Below are 16567 nucleotides of genomic sequence, written 5' to 3'. Positions count from 1 at the left end.
CATCCGCGCAGTAGCGATCCGATCCCCATGCGCGGATAGTACCCGCCGGCTGGCTCAGTCCTGCACGAAGGGGTGGGGGCGTGCCCTGATCCGCCGCCAGGCCTGGGCGACCTGCAGGCCCGAGGCCAGCAGGACGGGCATCCAGAGCGCCGCGAGCAGGCCGGCCAATATTGGCTCCGAAGAGCGGCCGTTGACCGCCAGGCCGGTGGTGGCCAGCACCAGCAGCAAGGCGAACCCGAGCTGCAGGTAACCCCACCAGCACAGCATCGGCAGTCCCGCCAGCGGCCGCAGGCAAACCTGCGCGGTAAGCAGCCCGATGCCCGCGCACGCGGCGGCAGTCCAGGCCAGGCCGGAGGTGTCCACGCCGGCACCGGCCATGAACGCCAGCAGGATCACCGTACCGGCGAGCAGGCTTTTCACCGGCGTGCCGACGACGGCGCGCAGCAGGCTGGTGGTCGCCGCGGACCGATCCAGCCCGGGCAGCAGCGCGAGTTCGGACAACTCGCCCGATCGCCTGCGGACCATCCGGTCCAGCCGCGTGCCGAACATGCCGATCAGCACCCCGGCGCCTCCCAGCACGCCGCCTGCCAGGCCGCCTTCGACGAAGCCCTTCATGAAGCCCGACACCGCGCCCGTGGAGCCGTGCCCTTGCCCGCCGGGCATCAGATGAAGCGCGACCGCCACCAGTGCGATCCCGCCCACGCCCCACTGGAACAGCCATTGCCGGCGGGTCAATGGCGCGAACGGCGTGCCCAGGAGCACCCTGATCGTGCGCACCGCATTGTCCGGTCCGGCGCCGGCAGTCTGCCCGGAGGGCCAGAACCACTCGGGCAACTGCCCCGCCGACTCGACCATCCAGGCGCTGCCCCAGGCGCCCGACCGGTTCGCCAGCACCGTGGGCATGCTCCACAGCCCGCGCCCGGGTCGGGCCTGACCACGGACCACCGCAGTCCAGCGCCAGCTCGCCAGCACCAGCAGCCCTGCCGCCACGGCGGAGAGCCAGGGCAGCTGGAAAAGCCGACCCGCGTCGACCTGCAGGTTGGATACCAGCGGCAGCCGCACAACGACGACATGCAGCAGCATCGCCGCCAGCGGCAGGAAGCAGGCCGCCAGCCAGATCCACGCCGGGAGCATGGCAAGCAGCATGGCCGCCGCCGCGGCCGCGACCAGCGCCGCCAGTGCCAGCCCCGGCTCGGCCCCCGCGACCGCCAGCAGCGCCGCAGGCAGGAGCACGGTGGCGACCGCGGCGACGGCCAGGGCACGATGCGCCGCGCGCGCGATCCCGGGAATGCATCCTTCCATGCCGTCGATCCGCAGCAGCAACAACCGCGGTACCCAGCCGGCCCAGAACGAGCAGACCGCGGCGGCCGTGACAATCACCGCAACCCGCGTTGCAAGCTCCGGACCCGGGATCGCGACCCGCGCGAGCACCGCGCCCGCGACACCGACCAGTGCCGCCAGGGTGGTGGCGAGCCGCAGCGGCATGGGCGCGGCGGCCCGCAGGCTCGGCCACGCACCGGGGATCGCGCCTGGCCGGCCGCTCACCCCGCCACCTCGACGAACAGGTCCTCCAGCGACAACACCTCGCGGCGCACCCCCGGCGCCTGGGCGATCTTCGGCCATGGCCCGTCCTCGCCGCGCACCAGCACCACGCTCAGGCCCCCGTATGGATTCGGACGCCGGGCGACCTCCCCCGGCACCGGCCCCACCAGCGGGTCGGCGACCGCGGCCGGGACATGCAGGCGCAGGTGGCGTTCCTTGAGGCTGCCGAGTTCGCTCTGCAACAGCAGCTGGCCGTGGTGCATGAAGGCCACGTGCGAGGCCACGCGCTCCAGGTCGGACACGATGTGGGTGGAGAACAGCACGGTGGTACCGAACTCCCCGGCACGGGTGGCGATCTCGCGCAGCAGTTCGCGGCGCGCGACCGGGTCCAGCGCGGCGACCGGCTCGTCGAGCACCAGCAACTCCGGCTGGCTGGCCAGGGCGCGGATGATCGCGACCCGCTGGCGCTCGCCCGGGGAAAGCCTGGCCAGCACCTTGTTGGCCGGCAACTCCCAGCGCGCGAGGGTGCTGCGCACGAACCCGGCATCCCATCGCGGATAGAAGCGGCCGACGAACTCGAGCATGTCGCCGACCTTCAACCAGGACAACGCCTCGGGCTGCTGCGGCACGTAGCCCAGCCGGGCCTTGGCCGCGTCCCCCATCGCCAGGGCCGGCTGGCCCCAGACCCACGCCTCCCCGGCCTCGGGCTCCAGCAATCCGAGCAGCGCGCGGATCAGGGTCGACTTGCCGGCACCGTTGCGGCCGATCAGGCCCAGCACGGCTCCCGGCTCCAGCGACAGCGACACGCCGGCCAGGGCAGCCCGCCCGTCGTAGTGCTTGACCAGCTGGCGGGCCGCCAGCGGCGGGACGTTCCCCGCCGGGTCGAGGGGCGGGTCGAGGGCCGACATGCCGGCCACCGCGGTTTCATGGGCAATCGTCGCTTCCATCTTCACTCCCCTGGTTCGCTTTTCATCAGCCGCCGCAACCGGTCGAGGACCTCGTCGGCCGGCAGCTCCAGTTCCCGCGCCTGGCGTGCCACCACCTGCAGGCCGGGCCCGATCAGTTCCCACCGGTGCCCGGCGGATCCCTTGCCCGCCGCCCGCGCCGCCACCGCCATTCCCTTCCCGCGCCGGCGCTCGAGCACGCCCTCGCCTTCCAGCTGGCTGTAGGCCTTGGAGACGGTCATCGGGTTGATCGCGTGCACGGAAGCCACTTCACGTACCGAGGGCAACTCCTGGCCGGCCTGGAGCTGGCCTCCGGCCACCAGGCGGCGGACCTGCTCCATGATCTGCCGGTAGATGGGCTCGGCAGCGCCCGGCTGGATGTGCAGCATGGTTGCGTCCATGTGTATTAATTGACCAATACACGGTTCGCTTGTCAAGCCCCGTGGCTGCGCTAGGCTTGCCGCCTCCCTGACGACGGTGAGGAAATGCCATGAGACGACTGCTGCCCGCCGTACTCCTGCCCGCCTTGCTGCTGGGCTGCGCCCAGGACGCGCCCGCCGAGCGTCCCACCGGCCTGGCCGCGCCCGCCTCGAAGCAGGACGATCCGGCCCAGGCCTCCGTCGAGGCCCCCACCCTCCAGCAGGTCGTGGCCGGCGACTGGCGCAGCCACGACAACCGTGAGCGCGATGCCTTCCGGAACCCGGTCCGGACCCTGGAATTCTTCGGCGTCCAGCCGACCCACAGCGTGGTCGAGATCACCCCGGGCGGCGGCTGGTACGCGGAGATCCTGGCGCCGTACCTGTACCACCACGGCCGCTACGTCGCGGCGGTGGTCGATCCCGACGCGCTGCCCGAGGGCGGCGGCCGGGACTACCAGCAGCGCGCGCGTGACCAGCTCGAAACCCTGTTCGCCGGGGCGCCGAAGCAGTTCGACCGCGCCGGCGTGGTGGCCTACGACCCGTCGGCGCCGGTGTTCGGCGCACCGGAAAGCGCGGACGTCGTGCTGACCTTCCGCAACGTGCACAACTGGCTGTCCAACGACCAGGCCGAAGCCATGTTCGAGGGCTTCTTCGAAGTATTGCGTCCTGGCGGCGTACTGGGCGTGGTCGAGCACCGGGCCAACGCGCGTGCCACCAGGGACAGCGGCTACGTGCCGCAGGCACGCGTGGTCGAGCTGGCCGGCGAGGCCGGCTTCGTGCTCGAGGAGGCCAGCGAGGTCAACGCCAACCCGAAGGACACCGGCAACCATCCCAACGGCGTGTGGACACTGCCGCCAGGCAACAACCACGACCAGGCCGACGCCGAGCGCTACGCCGCCATCGGCGAGAGCGACCGGATGACGCTCCGCTTCCGCAAGCCCGCCGACTGATCCCACGCACTTGCTGGTCGCCTTCAACAAGCCCTACGGGGTGTTGTGCCAGTTCACCGACCGGGGGACTCCGCCCCGGCCGACCCTGGCCGGCTTCGGGCTGCCGCCGCGGGTGTACCCGGCCGGCCGGCTGGACCACGACAGCGAGGGCCTGCTGCTGCTCACGGACGACGGACGGCTCGCCCACCGGTTGACCGACCCGCGCCACAGGCTGGCCAAGACCTACTGGGTGCAGGTGGAAGGCGAACCAACGGGGGAAGCACTGCAGGCGCTCAGGCAGGGCGTGCTGCTGCGCGACGGACCCACCCGGCCAGCGGAGGTGCGGCGCCTGGACCCGCCCCCCGCACTGTGGCCGCGCGACCCGCCCGTGCGTTTCCGCAAGACCGTGCCCGATGCCTGGCTGGAGCTGGTGATCACCGAGGGCCGCAACCGCCAGGTGCGGCGGATGACCGCTTCGGTGGGGCTTCCCACGTTGCGCCTGGTGAGGGTCGCCATTGGACGCCACCGTCTGCAGGGACTGGCGCCGGGGGAGTGGCGCAGCGATGATCGCCATGGGGGGACTTGAACCGTTCAGCCGACCGGCGCGCGCGACGCCCCGTGGCGTCGCCGTTCTGCTAACTTCCCTGTTCAGCTGGGTGAATGGCATCTGTACGCAATGAATACCCCCGTCGCCGCTGCCGGCCGCATCCTGGTCGTTGACGACCAGCCGGCCAACCTGCGCGTGGTCAGCACCCTGCTTGGCCGCCAGGGATACGCGGTGGAAACCGCGGAAGCCGGCGAGCAGGCCCTATCGCTGTACGACGCTTCGGTCCCCGATCTGATCCTGCTCGACATGATGATGCCGGGCATGGACGGCTTCGAGGTGCTGGAGGCGCTGCACCAGCGCGGGCTGGACGTGCCGGTGGTGTTCGTCACCGCCGCGCACGACCGCGACCTGCTGCTGCGCGCCTTCGACGCCGGGGTGGTCGACTACGTGACCAAGCCGTTCCTGCCCGAGGAACTGCTGGCGCGGGTCAACGCCCACGTCGGATTGAAGCTCACCCGCGACCGGCTCGAGCGGGTCGCCCGCGAGCGCGAGGAACTGGTCAACCTGGTCGCCCACGACCTCAAGAACCCGTTGTCGAGCGTGTTGTTCGCCAGCGACATCCTGCGCCAGGACGGCTGCCGGCCCGAGCGTGTCCCGCGCTACCTGCAGATGATCCACGAAAGCGCGGACGATGCGCTGGGTTACATCCGGCACTACCTGGAAAGCCGCAGCGGCCGTGGCGACGGCCCCGGCAGCGCCAGCGCCTGCCTGCGCGAGACGCTGGAATGGCTGCAGCAGCGCTACGAGATCCAGCTCGATGCCCACGGCATCGCGTTGCGGCTGTCACTGCCGCCCGAGCCGGCGCACGTGGCGATCGACCCCCGGGTCCTGCGCCAGCTGGGCGAGAACCTGGTGTCCAATGCGATGAAGTACGCCCGCGAGGGCGAGTTGCTGCTCGCCGGGCGTCCCGGAGCACCGGGTTACCTGCAACTGGTGGCCGCGGACCGGGGCCCGGGCATTCCGCCGGGCCGCCAGCGGGAACTGTTCAAGCCGTTCACCCGGCTGCAGGACGAGGATGACGGCATTTCCAGCGGGCTGGGCCTGTCGCTGGCCAAACAGATCGTGGCCAATGCCGGCGGCCAGCTCTGGTACGAAGACCGCCCTGGAGGCGGGGCGGTCTTCGTGATCGAGTTGCCCGAGGTCGGGGCGGCAGGCTGAGCCGCGCTCAGCCTTCGGCCGGCGCCTGCCGCACGTGCGGGGCGCCGTCGCGGCTCGGGTTGCCGTTGCCATCCAGGCGGGTGGCGGTGCCCTCGTAGGTGGTGCCGCCGGCCTGGCGCTTCTTGCGGCGCTGCGCCGCGTACCACAGCAGGCCGGCACCGGCGACGGTCGCCGCAAGGGCGGCCGGATGGCGCCGGGCGAAGCTGCCTGCGACCTTCGCGCCGCTGCGCATCGCGCCTAGCGCGACACCGGTCTCCAGCAGCCCGCCGCCGGCACGGCTGGGCAGCGCGCCGCGCAGGCGCTGTCCGACGTCATCGGGAATCGCATGGCGGAGGCGGTCGCCGACATCGCCGGCAAGGTCCAGCGCACGGTCGGAAATGCGATCGAATCGGCTCATCACGGTCTACCTGGCAGATGGGATGCACGCAGTCTGCCCACAGCCGCGTTTTTCCCGCGTGAGCCGCCTGCCGGCCCGCTGAACGCAGGCTCAGCGCGGGCGCGGCTTGGCCCGGTGGGTCGCGGCTGCCGTCCAGGGGTCCTCCGGCCACGGATGCCGGGGATAGCGGCCCTTCATTTCCCGCCGTACCTCGGGGTAGGTGCGCTCCCAGAATCCGCGCAGGTCGCGGGTGACCTGCAGCGGCCGGCCGCCGGGCGAGAGCAGGTGCAGCATCAGCGGTACCCGGCCGTCGGCGATGCACGGGGTTTCGGCCAGGCCGAACAGCTCCTGCAGCTTGACCGCCAGCACCGGCTCCGCCGGCCCGCCGGTGGCGTCGTCGAAGGCGTACACGAGCGGACGCGCGAGCCCCGAAGGCACAGTCACCCGGACCGGAGCGAGGCGATCCAGGTCGCGCTGCCGGTCCCAGCCCAGCAGGGTGTGCAGTGCGTTGGCGAACGCATCCGGGCCGAGTGCGTCCAGCCGGCTCATCCCGTCGAGCGCGGGCTGCAGCCAGTGATCCGCGGTGTCGAGCAGTGCCTGGTCGGAAAGCGCCGGCAGCCCGAGCCCGGGCATCCAGGCGCCCAGGCAGCGTACCCGGGCACGCCACTGCTCGAGTGCCGGGCTCCACGGCAACGCCGCCAGGCCAAGCTGGCGGACCGCGTCCACCAGGGCCTCGGCGTAGCGGCTGCGGTCCGGCGCCGGCAGTGGGCGGGCATCGAGGACGATGGCATCGAAGCGCTGCTCGCGCACCGCGACGATGCGCCGGGTGGCGGCATCCCAGCGGACCTCGTCGGTCCTGGTGAAGCGTGCCGGCGACTCCCGCTCCAGCCGCGCCGGGTCGAGCGGCGCCGCCTGGAGGATCCGCGCCTGTCCGCGGTCGCCTGCAACGGGCATGCGCAGGCCGGCGACCACCAGCCATGGCTCCCCGCGCAGCATGCTGTCCGGCAGCAGGGTGGCGCCCCGGCCACTGGCAAGCTGGTATCGGTCCGGATCTGCAGGGTGCTGGCGGGCGATGCGCTCCGGGAACGCATGGGCGAGCAGGTCGCCGAGCAGGTGGGCGGGGACACTGGGCGGCGGCGGTGCATCGAGGCGCAGGCGTCGGCGCCATTGCCGGGCGAGGGTATCGATGGCCGCGAGCGCACCGGCGCTGCCACCCACAGGCACGGCGCCACGAGCGTTGCCACGGAACCCGGCCAGCGCCCGCCAGCGGGCGGCGAGCGCATCGCCGCTGCCGCGCAGTGGATCACGTGATTCCAGCAACGCGGCGAGGTCACAGGCGACCGCGGCCTCGACCGGGTTGGCCGCGGCACCCAGCATCGCGCCCAGCCGGGGATGGGTGCCGAGGGCGAGGAGATGCCTGCCAGCCGTGGTCAACGCGTCCTGGTCCAGTGCGCCCAGCCGGGCGAGCAGGTCGCGCGCCGCGGCCAACGCACCCGGCGGCGGCGGATCGACGAAGCACAGCCGGTCCGAGCCCCAGGCGGCGAGTTCGAGCGCCAGCCCCGACAGGTCGACCTGGGTGATCTCCGGCCGGCGCTGCGGCTCCAGCCGCTGCGACTGCGGCCACAACCGGTAGGCCCAGCCTTCCGCGACCCGTCCGGCGCGGCCGGCGCGCTGGTCGGCCGAGGCCTGGCTGATGGCCACGACGTCCAGTCGCGAAAAGCCACTGTTGGGATCGAAGCGCGGCTCGCGCGCCAGCCCGCTGTCGACCACCACCCGCACCCCCGGCAGGGTGACGCTGGACTCGGCGACATTGGTCGCCAGCACCACCCGCCGCGTGCCCTCGGAGGCAGGCTGCAGGACCCGCGACTGCTGCTCCACCGGCAACTCGCCGTGCAGGGCGAGGACCTCCACCTCCGCCGGCAACTGGCCGGCGAGCAAGGCCAGCACCCGCCCGATCTCGCGCTGACCGGGCAGGAACACCAGCACGTCGCCGGCGTGCGCCGCCAGCGCATGGTCGATCGCACGGCGCACCTGGTGCTCCAGCTTCTCCTCGCGCCGGGCGGGGAAATGCCCCACCTCGACCGGGAAGCCGCGCCCGGCACTGGACACCCGCGGTGCCTGGACCAGCTGCGACAGGCGCGCGCCGTCCAGGGTCGCCGACATCACCACGACCCGCAGGTCCTCGCGTAGCCCGGCCTGCACGTCCAGCGCCAGCGCCAGGCCGAGGTCACCGGCCAGGTGGCGCTCGTGGAACTCATCGAACAGCACCGCGCCGACGCCGTCCAGCGCCGGGTCGTCCTGGATCATCCGGGTCAGGATGCCCTCGGTGACGACCTCGATGCGGGTGTCGGCCGAGGTCCGGTTCTCGAAGCGGATCCGGTATCCCACCGTCCGTCCGACCTGCTCGCCGAGCGCGCCGGCCATGAACCGCGCCGCCGCCCGCGCGGCCACCCGCCGCGGCTCCAGCATCACGATCCTGCGCCCCTGCAGCCATGGTTCCTCCAGCAGCGCCAGCGGCACCCGGGTGGTCTTGCCGGCGCCGGGCGGCGCCTCGAGCACCAGGCGGGTGTGGTCACGCAGGCTGCCGCGGATCTGCGGGAGCACCTCGTCGATGGGCAGCGCGGTCTTGCTCACCCGCAAATGATGGCAGGCCACGTCATCCCCGCGCACGCGGGGATGACGGTGGAGGAGGTGTTTGTGTGTGTGGCAATCCCCCGCCACGCAGCCGGGGGTAAGGCCGCAGGCGGCAGCCGGCTCCCCCGCGAACTCTCCGAAGCACCTCTCCTACAATGCGCCCCATGGAACTGATCGACATCGGCGCGAACCTCACCCACGACTCCTTCGACCACGATCGCGGTGCGGTCATGGCGCGCGCCCGGGAGGCGGGCGTAGTGCAGATGGTGGTGACCGGCGCCAGCCGCGAGCACTCGCCGATGGCGCTGGAGCTGGCGCGTGCGCACCCCGGCGAGCTGTTCGCCACCGCCGGGGTCCACCCGCACCACGCCAGCGAGTACACCGCCGAGTGCGATGCGGAAATACGTGCGCTGCATGTCCACCCCGAGGTCGTGGCGGTGGGCGAGTGCGGGCTCGACTACTTCCGCGACTTCTCGCCGCGGCCGGCGCAGCGGCGCGCGTTCGAGATGCAGCTGCAGATTGCGGTCGAGACCGGCAAGCCGCTGTTCCTGCACCAGCGCGATGCGCATGCCGACTTCATGGCGGTCATGCGCAATTTCCAGGGCCGGCTCGGGCCCGCCGTGGTGCACTGCTTCACCGGCACCCGCGAGGAGCTGTACGACTACCTCGACCAGGACTGGCACGTGGGCATCACCGGCTGGCTGTGCGACGAGCGGCGCGGGCGCCACCTGCGCGGGTTCGTCAGGGACATCCCCGCCGACCGGTTGATGGTGGAGACCGACGCGCCCTACCTGCTGCCGCGCACCCTGGAGCCGATGCCGAAGGACCGGCGCAACGAACCGATGTTCCTGCCGCACATCGTCGAGGAGCTGGCCCGCGACCGCGGCGAGGAGGTCGCGGTGACGGCGGCGAATGCGACCGCGACCACGCGCGCGTTTTTCCGGTTGCCAGCGGTGGAATGAGGGGCCGCACCCGGGACCCGCGCGACCTCAGCTGCGCAACCCGGCCCCGCGCCGCAGCAGCACCAGCCCGGTCGAGGCCAGCAGCACCACGAAACCCACCATCAACGCGTAGCTGATCCACAGCGGCACGTCGCTGCTGCCCAGCAGGCCGTGGCGGAAGGCGTTGACCATGTAGAAGATCGGGTTGGCCCGGGTCATCGCCTGGGCCCAGTCGGGCAGCAGGGTGATCGAATAGAACACGCCGCCCAGGTAGGTCAGCGGGGTCAGGATGAAGGTCGGCACGATCGCCACGTCGTCGAACTTGCGTGCGAACACCGCGTTGATGAAGCCGGCCAGGGCGAAGATCACCGAGCCCAGGAACACCGTGGTCGCGGTCACCAACGGGTGGGCGATGCGCACGTCGGTGAACAGCGAGGCGATCAGCATCACGATCACGCCCACCGCCAGGCCGCGCGCGACCGCACCGGCGACGTAGCCGCCCAGGATCACCCAGTTGGGCATCGGGCTGACCAGCAGTTCCTCGACGTAATGCCCGAACTTGGCGCCGAAGAAGCTGGAGGCGATGTTGCCGTAGCTGTTCTGGATCACGCTCATCATCACCAGCCCGGGGACGATGAAGTCCATGTAGGCGATGCCGTCCATGGTCCCGATCCGCGAGCCGATCAGCCCGCCGAAGATCAGGAAGTACAGGGTCATGGTGATCGCCGGCGGCACCAGGGTCTGGGCCCAGATGCGCATGATCCGGGTGATCTCGCGGCGGGCGATGGTGTACAGGGCGACCAGGTTGGGGCTGCCGCTCATGCGCCTTCTCCCGCCGGGGCCACGATCCTCACGAACAGTTCCTCCAGCCGGTTGCTGCGCGTGCGCATCGAGCGCACCCGGATGCCGGCGGCGTCGAGGGCGGCGAACACCCGGTTGAGGTTCATCGTGCGCGGCATGTCGAGTTCGAGCGTGTGGCGGTCGGCGGCCGCCAGCGTCGCGCCTTCCACCACCGGCAGGGTGGCCGGCAGCTCACCGTCGACATCCAGCACGAAGCCCTCCACGTCGAGCCTGGCCAGCAGCGATTTCATCGGTCCGCTGGAGACGATCTCGCCGTGGTTGATGATCGCCAGGTTCCGGCACAGGTACTCGGCTTCCTCGAGGTAATGGGTGGTCAGGATGATCGTGGTGCCCGACTCGTTGATGCGCCGCAGGGTGCGCCACATGTCCCGGCGGATCTCGATGTCCACCCCGGCGGTGGGCTCGTCGAGGATCAGCAGGCGCGGCCGGGTCATCATCGCCCGGGCGATCATCAGCCGGCGCTTCATGCCGCCCGACAGGGTGCGGCTGGAGACTTCCGCCTTCTCCCACAGGTGGGCACGGCGCAGTTCCTCCCCGGCCCGGCGGATCGCCTCGGCACGGGAGACGCCATAGAAGCCGGCGTAGTTGACCAGGATGTCGACCGGCTTCTCGAAAGTGTTGAAGTTGATCTCCTGCGGCACCAGCCCGATCTGGCGCATCGCGGCGTCACGGTCACGGGTGATGTCGATGCCGAACACCTCGACCCTGCCGCCGGTCAGGTTCACCAGTGAGCTGACGATGCCGATAAGGGTGCTCTTGCCGGCGCCGTTGGGGCCGAGCAGGGCGAAGAAGTCGCCCTCGGCGACCTCCAGCGAGGCGCCCTTGAGCGCCTGCACGCCGTTGTCGTAGGTCTTTCGCAGGTCGCTGATCGAAAGGGCCGGGACCACGCCGGCGGAAGCCGGCGCGTGCCCGTCGGCGGATGCCGTCGGGATTGGGTTCATGCGCATGCAGCCTTAGTGCGGGGGGAGGCGGGCGCACGTTGTCCCGCCAGGACCGCGTTAGTATAGGCGGCTCGCCGCTGCGGCCCGCGGCACGCTGTGTCCCGCCCCGCCGCAGGCCCGTTCCCCCGCATCCAGGCCCTCCCTTGCCGATCCAGCGTTTTCCCCTCGTGCTCGAATCCTGGCGCCCCCTGGCACCGGGCATCTGCCATTACGTGTTCCGCCGGGGCGACGGCCAGCCGCTGCCGTTCCTGCCCGGGCAGTTCATCCAGGTCCATTTCCGCTATGCCGACGGTACCGAGACCAAGCGCAGCTACTCGCTGGCGACGGTGCACCCGCCCGGCAGCGGACCGGCGACGCAGGTGGAGATCGCCGTGAGCTTCGTGCCCGGCGGCGCGGCCACCGCGCTGTTCGAGGGGCTGGAAGCGGGCGACACGCTGGAGGCCAGCGGGCCGTTCGGGCGCTTCTGCCTGATGCCGCAGGACGACAACAGCCGCTACCTGCTGATCGCCACCGGCACCGGCGTCACGCCCTACCGGTCGATGCTGCCGCTGCTGGAGCAGGCGGTCACCGAACGTGGCGTCCAGGTGGCGTTCCTGCAGGGCGCGCGGCGACCGGAGGAACTGCTGTATGGCGAGGAGTTCCGCGCCTTCGCCGACCGCCACCCGGACCGCGTCCGCTACCTGCCGTGCTTCTCGCGCGAGCTGCCGGCGGCGGACTCCTCGCATGCCCATGCGGATGTCCGCCACGGGTACGTCCAGCAGTTCATCGGCGAGCTCGCGCCGGACCCGGCGCGCGACATCAGCTACCTGTGCGGCAACCCGAACATGGTCGATGCCGCATTCGAGGCCCTGCGCGAGGCCGGCCTGGAGCCGCGCCGGATCCGGCGCGAGAAGTACGTCAGCAGCAAATAAACGCGGGGCGGAGGGCGCCAGCTGTAAAGAGTCCTTGACACGTGGGGCCGCGAAGCCAATCCTTGATGTCAAGTTCGCTTTACAGGACAGGGCCGTGCAGCACATCCACCGGCGTTACATGCGTGAGTTCGGCGTGGCGATGTCGGCCTACGTCCTGGTACTGGTCGCCTCGATCACGGCCCTCAACGGGCCACTCGCCTCGGCGGGGCCAGCAGTGCGGGCCGTTGTCGCGCTGCTGCCGGTGTTGCCGGTCGGCCTGGTGCTGCGGGCGGTACTGCGGTACGTGCGCGACGAGGACGAACTGCAGCGCCGGATCGACAGTGAAGCGATCGCCATCGCCGCGCTTGTCGTCGGGCTGGGGACCTTCAGCCTCGGGATGCTGGCGGCGGCGGACGTGCTGACGGTCAGCGGCGACTGGTGGCTGTGGATCCTGCCGGCGATGTTCGCCGTGTTCGGGCTGGCCAAGTTCGCTGCCGTGCGCAGGTACCGTTGAAATGCGCAGCCGGGTACGCGATCTCCGCGAGGCCGCGGGATGGTCGCAAGCCGCCCTTGCCGAGCGGCTGGAGGTCTCCCGGCAGACCGTGAACGCCATCGAGACCGGCAAGTACGATCCAAGCCTGCCCTTGGCCTTCCGAATCGCGCGGCTGTTCGCCGAGCCGATCGAGACGATCTTCCTGTATGACGAGCCGCAGTGACGCACGGCCATTGACAGCCGTGTGTATTGGTTTATTAATACACATGTCCGGTGTATCGCGTGGCTGCGAAGCCGGGCGCTTCTTTCACTCTCCTGCAGAGGACTCCAGATGAGACCTGTCGTTTCCCTGCCCCGGCCCGCGGCTTTGCTCGTCGTGGCCGCTGCCGTGGTGCTGGCCGGGTGCCAGGCCGCCGCACCGGAGCCCAGAGGGCCAGAGGTCACCACCGATGGTGGCGTGTACTACGGTGACATTGCCTTCGAGCCGTGTTCGCTCAGCGCACCCCTCGGCAGTGCGGTCGAGGCCCGCTGCGCCAAGGTCAGCGTGCCCGAGAACCGTGCTGACCCTGACGGGCGCGCGATCGAGCTCGCGGTGGCCTGGATCGAGTCCTCCGGCGACGCGCAGCCCGATCCGGTGGTGATGATCGCCGGCGGACCCGGGCAGTCGGCGCTGCAGAGCTATCCGATGCTGCACGCGGCGTTCGGCGACATCCGGCGCAACCGCCACGTGCTGCTGGTGGATGCGCGCGGCACCGGCGGCTCGAACCTGCTCGCCTGCCATGACGAGGACGGCAACACCGCCTTCAGCGACCCCGACGAGCACACCGTCGAGGCCGCCCGCGCCTTCGCCGAACGCTGCCGAGACCAGTTGGCGACCCACGCGGACCTGCGCTTCTACGGCACCGCCGACCACGTCCGCGACCTGGAGCAGGTCAGGGCGCTCATCGGCGCGCCACAGCTGAACCTGGTCGGGATCTCCTACGGCACCCGGGTCGCGCAGCAGTACGCGGCCGCCTGGCCGGAGCACACCCGGACCGTCCTGCTGGACTCGGTGGTCCCCAACGCACTGCCACTGGGCAACGAGCACGCCGCCAACCTGGAGGCCGCGCTCGAGCGCCTGTTCGAGCGCTGCCGCGAGGACGCCGCATGCGCCGGCAACCTGGGCGACCCGGCGGCCAACCTGGCGAAGGTCCGCGGCCAGCTGGAGGCCGGTGGCCTTGACGCGGTCGACTACCGCGACCCGGTCACCGGCGAATGGACCCGCGACACGCCGACCTACGGCCACCTTGCCGCGCTTCTGCGCATGTACGCCTACCAGCCGGCGGCGACCGCGACCCTGCCGTTGCTGCTGCACGAGGCGGCCGGTGGCCGCTACCAGTCGCTGATGGCCCAGGCGCAGATGCTGATGACCGACCTGGGCGGGCAGATCGCCCACGGCATGCAGCTGTCGGTCACCTGCACCGAGGACTACCCGGACATGGCGGCCGGGGACGGCGATGCCGGGACGGTGATGGGCACCGAACTGCTCGACTTCACCCGCGCCCAGTGCGAGGCCTGGCCGCGCGGCGAGCGCGTACCCGCCTTCCGCGAGCCGCTGGCCACCGATGTGCCGCTGCTGGCGATCAGCGGCGAGTTCGATCCGGTCACCCCGGCCCGCTACGGCGATGCGGTGGTCGAACACCTGCCCAACGGCCGCCACCTGGTGCTGCCCGGGCAGGGCCACAACGTGCTGCCGGCCGGCTGCATGCCGACGCTGGCCGCGCAGTTCATCGAGTCCGCCGACGCCGGGGCGCTGGACGCCTCGTGCCTGGACCGCCTGCAACCGGTGCCGCCCTTCGCCGGCACCTACGGCTGGGAGCCCTGAGATGATCGAGGTCCACGACCTGCACAAGACCTTCAAGGCCCGCAGCGGCCCCGTCCACGCGGTGCGCGGGGTGGGGTTCAAGGCACGCGACGGGGAGATCACCGGCCTGCTCGGCCCCAACGGCGCCGGCAAGACCACGACGCTGCGGATGCTCTACACCCTGATGAATCCCGACCGCGGCAGCGTCAGGGTCGACGGGCTGGATTTCCGCGAACAGGCGGCCGCGGTACGCGCACGGCTGGGCGTGCTGCCCGATGCCCGCGGGGTCTACAAGCGCCTGACCGCACGCGAGAACATCGCCTACTTCGGCCGGCTGCACGGCCTGGACGAGCGCACCATCGCCGAACGCACCGACACGCTGGCGACGGCACTGCAGATGCACGACTTCCTCGACCGCCGCACCGAGGGCTTTTCCCAGGGCCAGCGCACCAAGACCGCGATTGCCCGCGCCCTGGTGCACGACCCGCGCAACGTGATCCTGGACGAGCCGACCAACGGCCTGGACGTGATGACCACCCGCGGGCTGCGCGAGTTCCTGCAGCAGCTGCGCCAGGAGGGGCGCTGCGTGATCTTCTCCAGCCACATCATGCAGGAGGTCGCCGCGCTGTGTGACCGCATCGTGGTGATCGCCGACGGCGAGGTCCGCGCCGAGGGCAGCCCCGACGAGCTGCGCGCCCGCACCGGCGAGCAGAACCTGGAGGACGCCTTCGTCCGCCTGATCGGCTCGGAGGAGGGCCTGCACGCATGAACACGCCACGCATCAATGCGATGGGCACGATCCTGTCGGTCGCCCGCAAGGAACTCCTGGACCTGTTCCGCGACCGCCGGACCGTGTTGCTGGGCCTGCTGATGGGACCGATCCTGCTGCCGGCGTTGATCCTGGGCATGGGCGGGATGATGGAAAAGCGCATGCGCACCCAGCTGGAATCGACCCTGGAGTTGCCGGTGGTGGGCGCCGACCACGCGCCCAACCTGGTCAACCACCTGCGCAGCCGGAACATCGAGATCCTGCCGGCACCGCAGGACGCCGAGGCGGTCATCCGCGACCAGGAACACGACGTCGTGCTGGTGATCGACGCCAGCTACCCGGAGGCGTGGCGCGCCGGGCGCAATGCGCGGGTGGAACTGGTGCACGACAGCTCGCGCAGCGACTCGTCGATCCCGGTCAGCCGGGTGCGCGCGGCGATCGAGGAATACGCCGGCACGGTGGGGGTGCTGCGGCTGATGACCCGGGGCATCAGCCCGGTGGCCACCGCGCCGGTCACCGCCGCCAACCGCGATGTCGCGACCCCGGAGGCCAAGCGCGGGATGATGCTTGCCTTCCTGCCCTACCTGCTGATCCTGTCGGCATTCCTGGGCGGGGCCTACCTGGTGATCGACGTCACCGCCGGCGAGCGCGAGCGGCAGTCGCTGGAACCGCTGCTGGCCACGCCGGCCCCGCGCAGCGCGATCATGAGCGGGAAGATCGTCGCCGCCTGCGCCTTCGGCATGCTCAGCCTGCTGTTGATCCTGCTGGCCTTCAAGCTCAGCTTCATGTTCGCGCCCGGGCCGCTGGCCCAGGTGGACGTGAGCTGGCCGGTGATGGCGCAGCTGCTGCTGGTGCTGCTGGTGATGGTCCTGATCGGCACCACGCTGCTGACCCTGATCGCGGCCAGCGTGAAATCGGTCAAGGAAGCCCAGAGCTACATGAGCGTGCTCATGCTGCTGCCGATCATCCCGACGCTGATCCTGCTGATCAATCCGGTCAAGGAAGAGCCGTGGCAGTTCGCGGTGCCGTTCCTGGCCCAGAACCAGATGATCATGGCACTGGTCCGCAGCGACGCCATCAGCGCCCAGCAATGGGCGATCTACCTGGGCGCGGGCCTTGGACTGGCGCTGCTGCTGTGGCTTGCCGCCGGACGGCTGTACCACCGCGAGAAGCTGGCGATCTCGGCCTGACGGGGGATACCCCGCGGGGAAAACGGAAAA

At 71.0% G+C, this 16567-nt stretch carries 17 protein-coding genes; 10 read left to right on the top strand and 7 right to left on the bottom strand.

From position 1 onward, the window contains the following. Positions 1-54 precede the first annotated feature (54 nt). From LY625_RS07010 to LY625_RS07000, 3 genes are read right to left on the bottom strand one after another with little or no spacing between them, the layout of a single operon-like run. Positions 55-1545: a hypothetical protein gene (locus LY625_RS07010; protein ID WP_233738909.1), complete on the bottom strand. Its 1491-nt coding sequence runs from the start codon at positions 1543-1545 to the stop codon at positions 55-57. Beyond that, positions 1542-2489: an ABC transporter ATP-binding protein gene (locus LY625_RS07005; protein WP_233738907.1), complete on the bottom strand. Its 948-nt coding sequence runs from the start codon at positions 2487-2489 to the stop codon at positions 1542-1544. The genes LY625_RS07010 and LY625_RS07005 overlap by 4 nt, the downstream gene beginning before the upstream one ends. A gap of 2 nt (positions 2490-2491) precedes the next feature. Next, positions 2492-2887, bottom strand: a complete 396-nt coding sequence (locus LY625_RS07000; protein WP_233738905.1) for a GntR family transcriptional regulator — start codon at positions 2885-2887, stop codon at positions 2492-2494. Between the two features lie 89 nt (positions 2888-2976). Between LY625_RS07000 and LY625_RS06995 the strand changes: the two genes are divergently transcribed. The 3 genes from LY625_RS06995 (at position 2977) to LY625_RS06985 (ending at position 5599) form a co-directional block, all read left to right on the top strand. Continuing rightward, a complete protein-coding gene (locus LY625_RS06995; protein WP_233738895.1) occupies positions 2977-3855 on the top strand; it encodes a methyltransferase in 879 nt (292 codons plus the stop codon). A gap of 10 nt (positions 3856-3865) precedes the next feature. Further along, positions 3866-4420 carry a pseudouridine synthase gene (locus LY625_RS06990; RefSeq protein ID WP_233738893.1) on the top strand — a complete coding sequence of 185 codons (555 nt, stop codon included), beginning with the start codon at positions 3866-3868 and terminating at the stop codon, positions 4418-4420. Positions 4421-4510: 90 nt separating this feature from the next. Beyond that, the gene (locus tag LY625_RS06985; RefSeq protein ID WP_233738891.1) at positions 4511-5599 is read left to right on the top strand and encodes a hybrid sensor histidine kinase/response regulator; all 1089 of its coding nucleotides are present in this window, start codon (positions 4511-4513) and stop codon (positions 5597-5599) included. Positions 5600-5606: 7 nt separating this feature from the next. Here LY625_RS06985 and LY625_RS06980 read toward each other — a convergent pair whose 3' ends face one another. Then, positions 5607-5996, bottom strand: a complete 390-nt coding sequence (locus LY625_RS06980; protein WP_233738889.1) for a hypothetical protein — start codon at positions 5994-5996, stop codon at positions 5607-5609. A gap of 90 nt (positions 5997-6086) precedes the next feature. Next, positions 6087-8609, bottom strand: coding sequence for an ATP-dependent helicase HrpB (gene hrpB / locus LY625_RS06975; RefSeq protein ID WP_233738887.1), 2523 nt, complete (start codon positions 8607-8609; stop codon positions 6087-6089). A gap of 164 nt (positions 8610-8773) precedes the next feature. Here hrpB and LY625_RS06970 point away from each other — a divergent pair, with 164 nt between their 5' ends. Continuing rightward, complete coding sequence (locus tag LY625_RS06970; RefSeq protein WP_233738880.1) at positions 8774-9571, top strand: TatD family hydrolase; 798 nt, start codon at positions 8774-8776, stop codon at positions 9569-9571. 27 nt (positions 9572-9598) lie between these two features. Here LY625_RS06970 and LY625_RS06965 read toward each other — a convergent pair whose 3' ends face one another. Then, on the bottom strand, positions 9599-10372 hold the full coding sequence (locus LY625_RS06965) for an ABC transporter permease (protein ID WP_233738870.1): 774 nt from the start codon (positions 10370-10372) through the stop codon (positions 9599-9601). Beyond that, the gene (locus LY625_RS06960; RefSeq protein ID WP_233738868.1) at positions 10369-11352 is read right to left on the bottom strand and encodes an ABC transporter ATP-binding protein; all 984 of its coding nucleotides are present in this window, start codon (positions 11350-11352) and stop codon (positions 10369-10371) included. The genes LY625_RS06965 and LY625_RS06960 overlap by 4 nt, the downstream gene beginning before the upstream one ends. A gap of 143 nt (positions 11353-11495) precedes the next feature. Here LY625_RS06960 and LY625_RS06955 point away from each other — a divergent pair, with 143 nt between their 5' ends. From LY625_RS06955 to LY625_RS06930, 6 genes are all read left to right on the top strand, one after another. After that, positions 11496-12263: an FAD-binding oxidoreductase gene (locus LY625_RS06955; protein WP_233738859.1), complete on the top strand. Its 768-nt coding sequence runs from the start codon at positions 11496-11498 to the stop codon at positions 12261-12263. A gap of 94 nt (positions 12264-12357) precedes the next feature. Then, a complete protein-coding gene (locus LY625_RS06950; RefSeq protein WP_233738857.1) occupies positions 12358-12756 on the top strand; it encodes a hypothetical protein in 399 nt (132 codons plus the stop codon). Between the two features lies 1 nt (position 12757). Beyond that, a complete protein-coding gene (locus LY625_RS06945; protein ID WP_233738855.1) occupies positions 12758-12958 on the top strand; it encodes a helix-turn-helix transcriptional regulator in 201 nt (66 codons plus the stop codon). A 108-nt stretch (positions 12959-13066) separates the two neighbouring features. Beyond that, complete coding sequence (locus LY625_RS06940; protein WP_233738853.1) at positions 13067-14599, top strand: alpha/beta fold hydrolase; 1533 nt, start codon at positions 13067-13069, stop codon at positions 14597-14599. Position 14600: 1 nt separating this feature from the next. After that, positions 14601-15347 (top strand): ATP-binding cassette domain-containing protein, encoded by a 747-nt coding sequence (locus LY625_RS06935; protein WP_233738851.1) that lies wholly within the window; start codon positions 14601-14603, stop codon positions 15345-15347. 11 nt (positions 15348-15358) lie between these two features. Then, positions 15359-16537: an ABC transporter permease gene (locus LY625_RS06930; RefSeq protein ID WP_233739083.1), complete on the top strand. Its 1179-nt coding sequence runs from the start codon at positions 15359-15361 to the stop codon at positions 16535-16537. Positions 16538-16567: the final 30 nt, after the last annotated feature.

This window comes from Lysobacter sp. GX 14042 (assembly GCF_021390425.1).
Classification (GTDB): domain Bacteria; phylum Pseudomonadota; class Gammaproteobacteria; order Xanthomonadales; family Xanthomonadaceae; genus Novilysobacter.
This window is presented reverse-complemented; position numbering and strand designations above follow the sequence as displayed.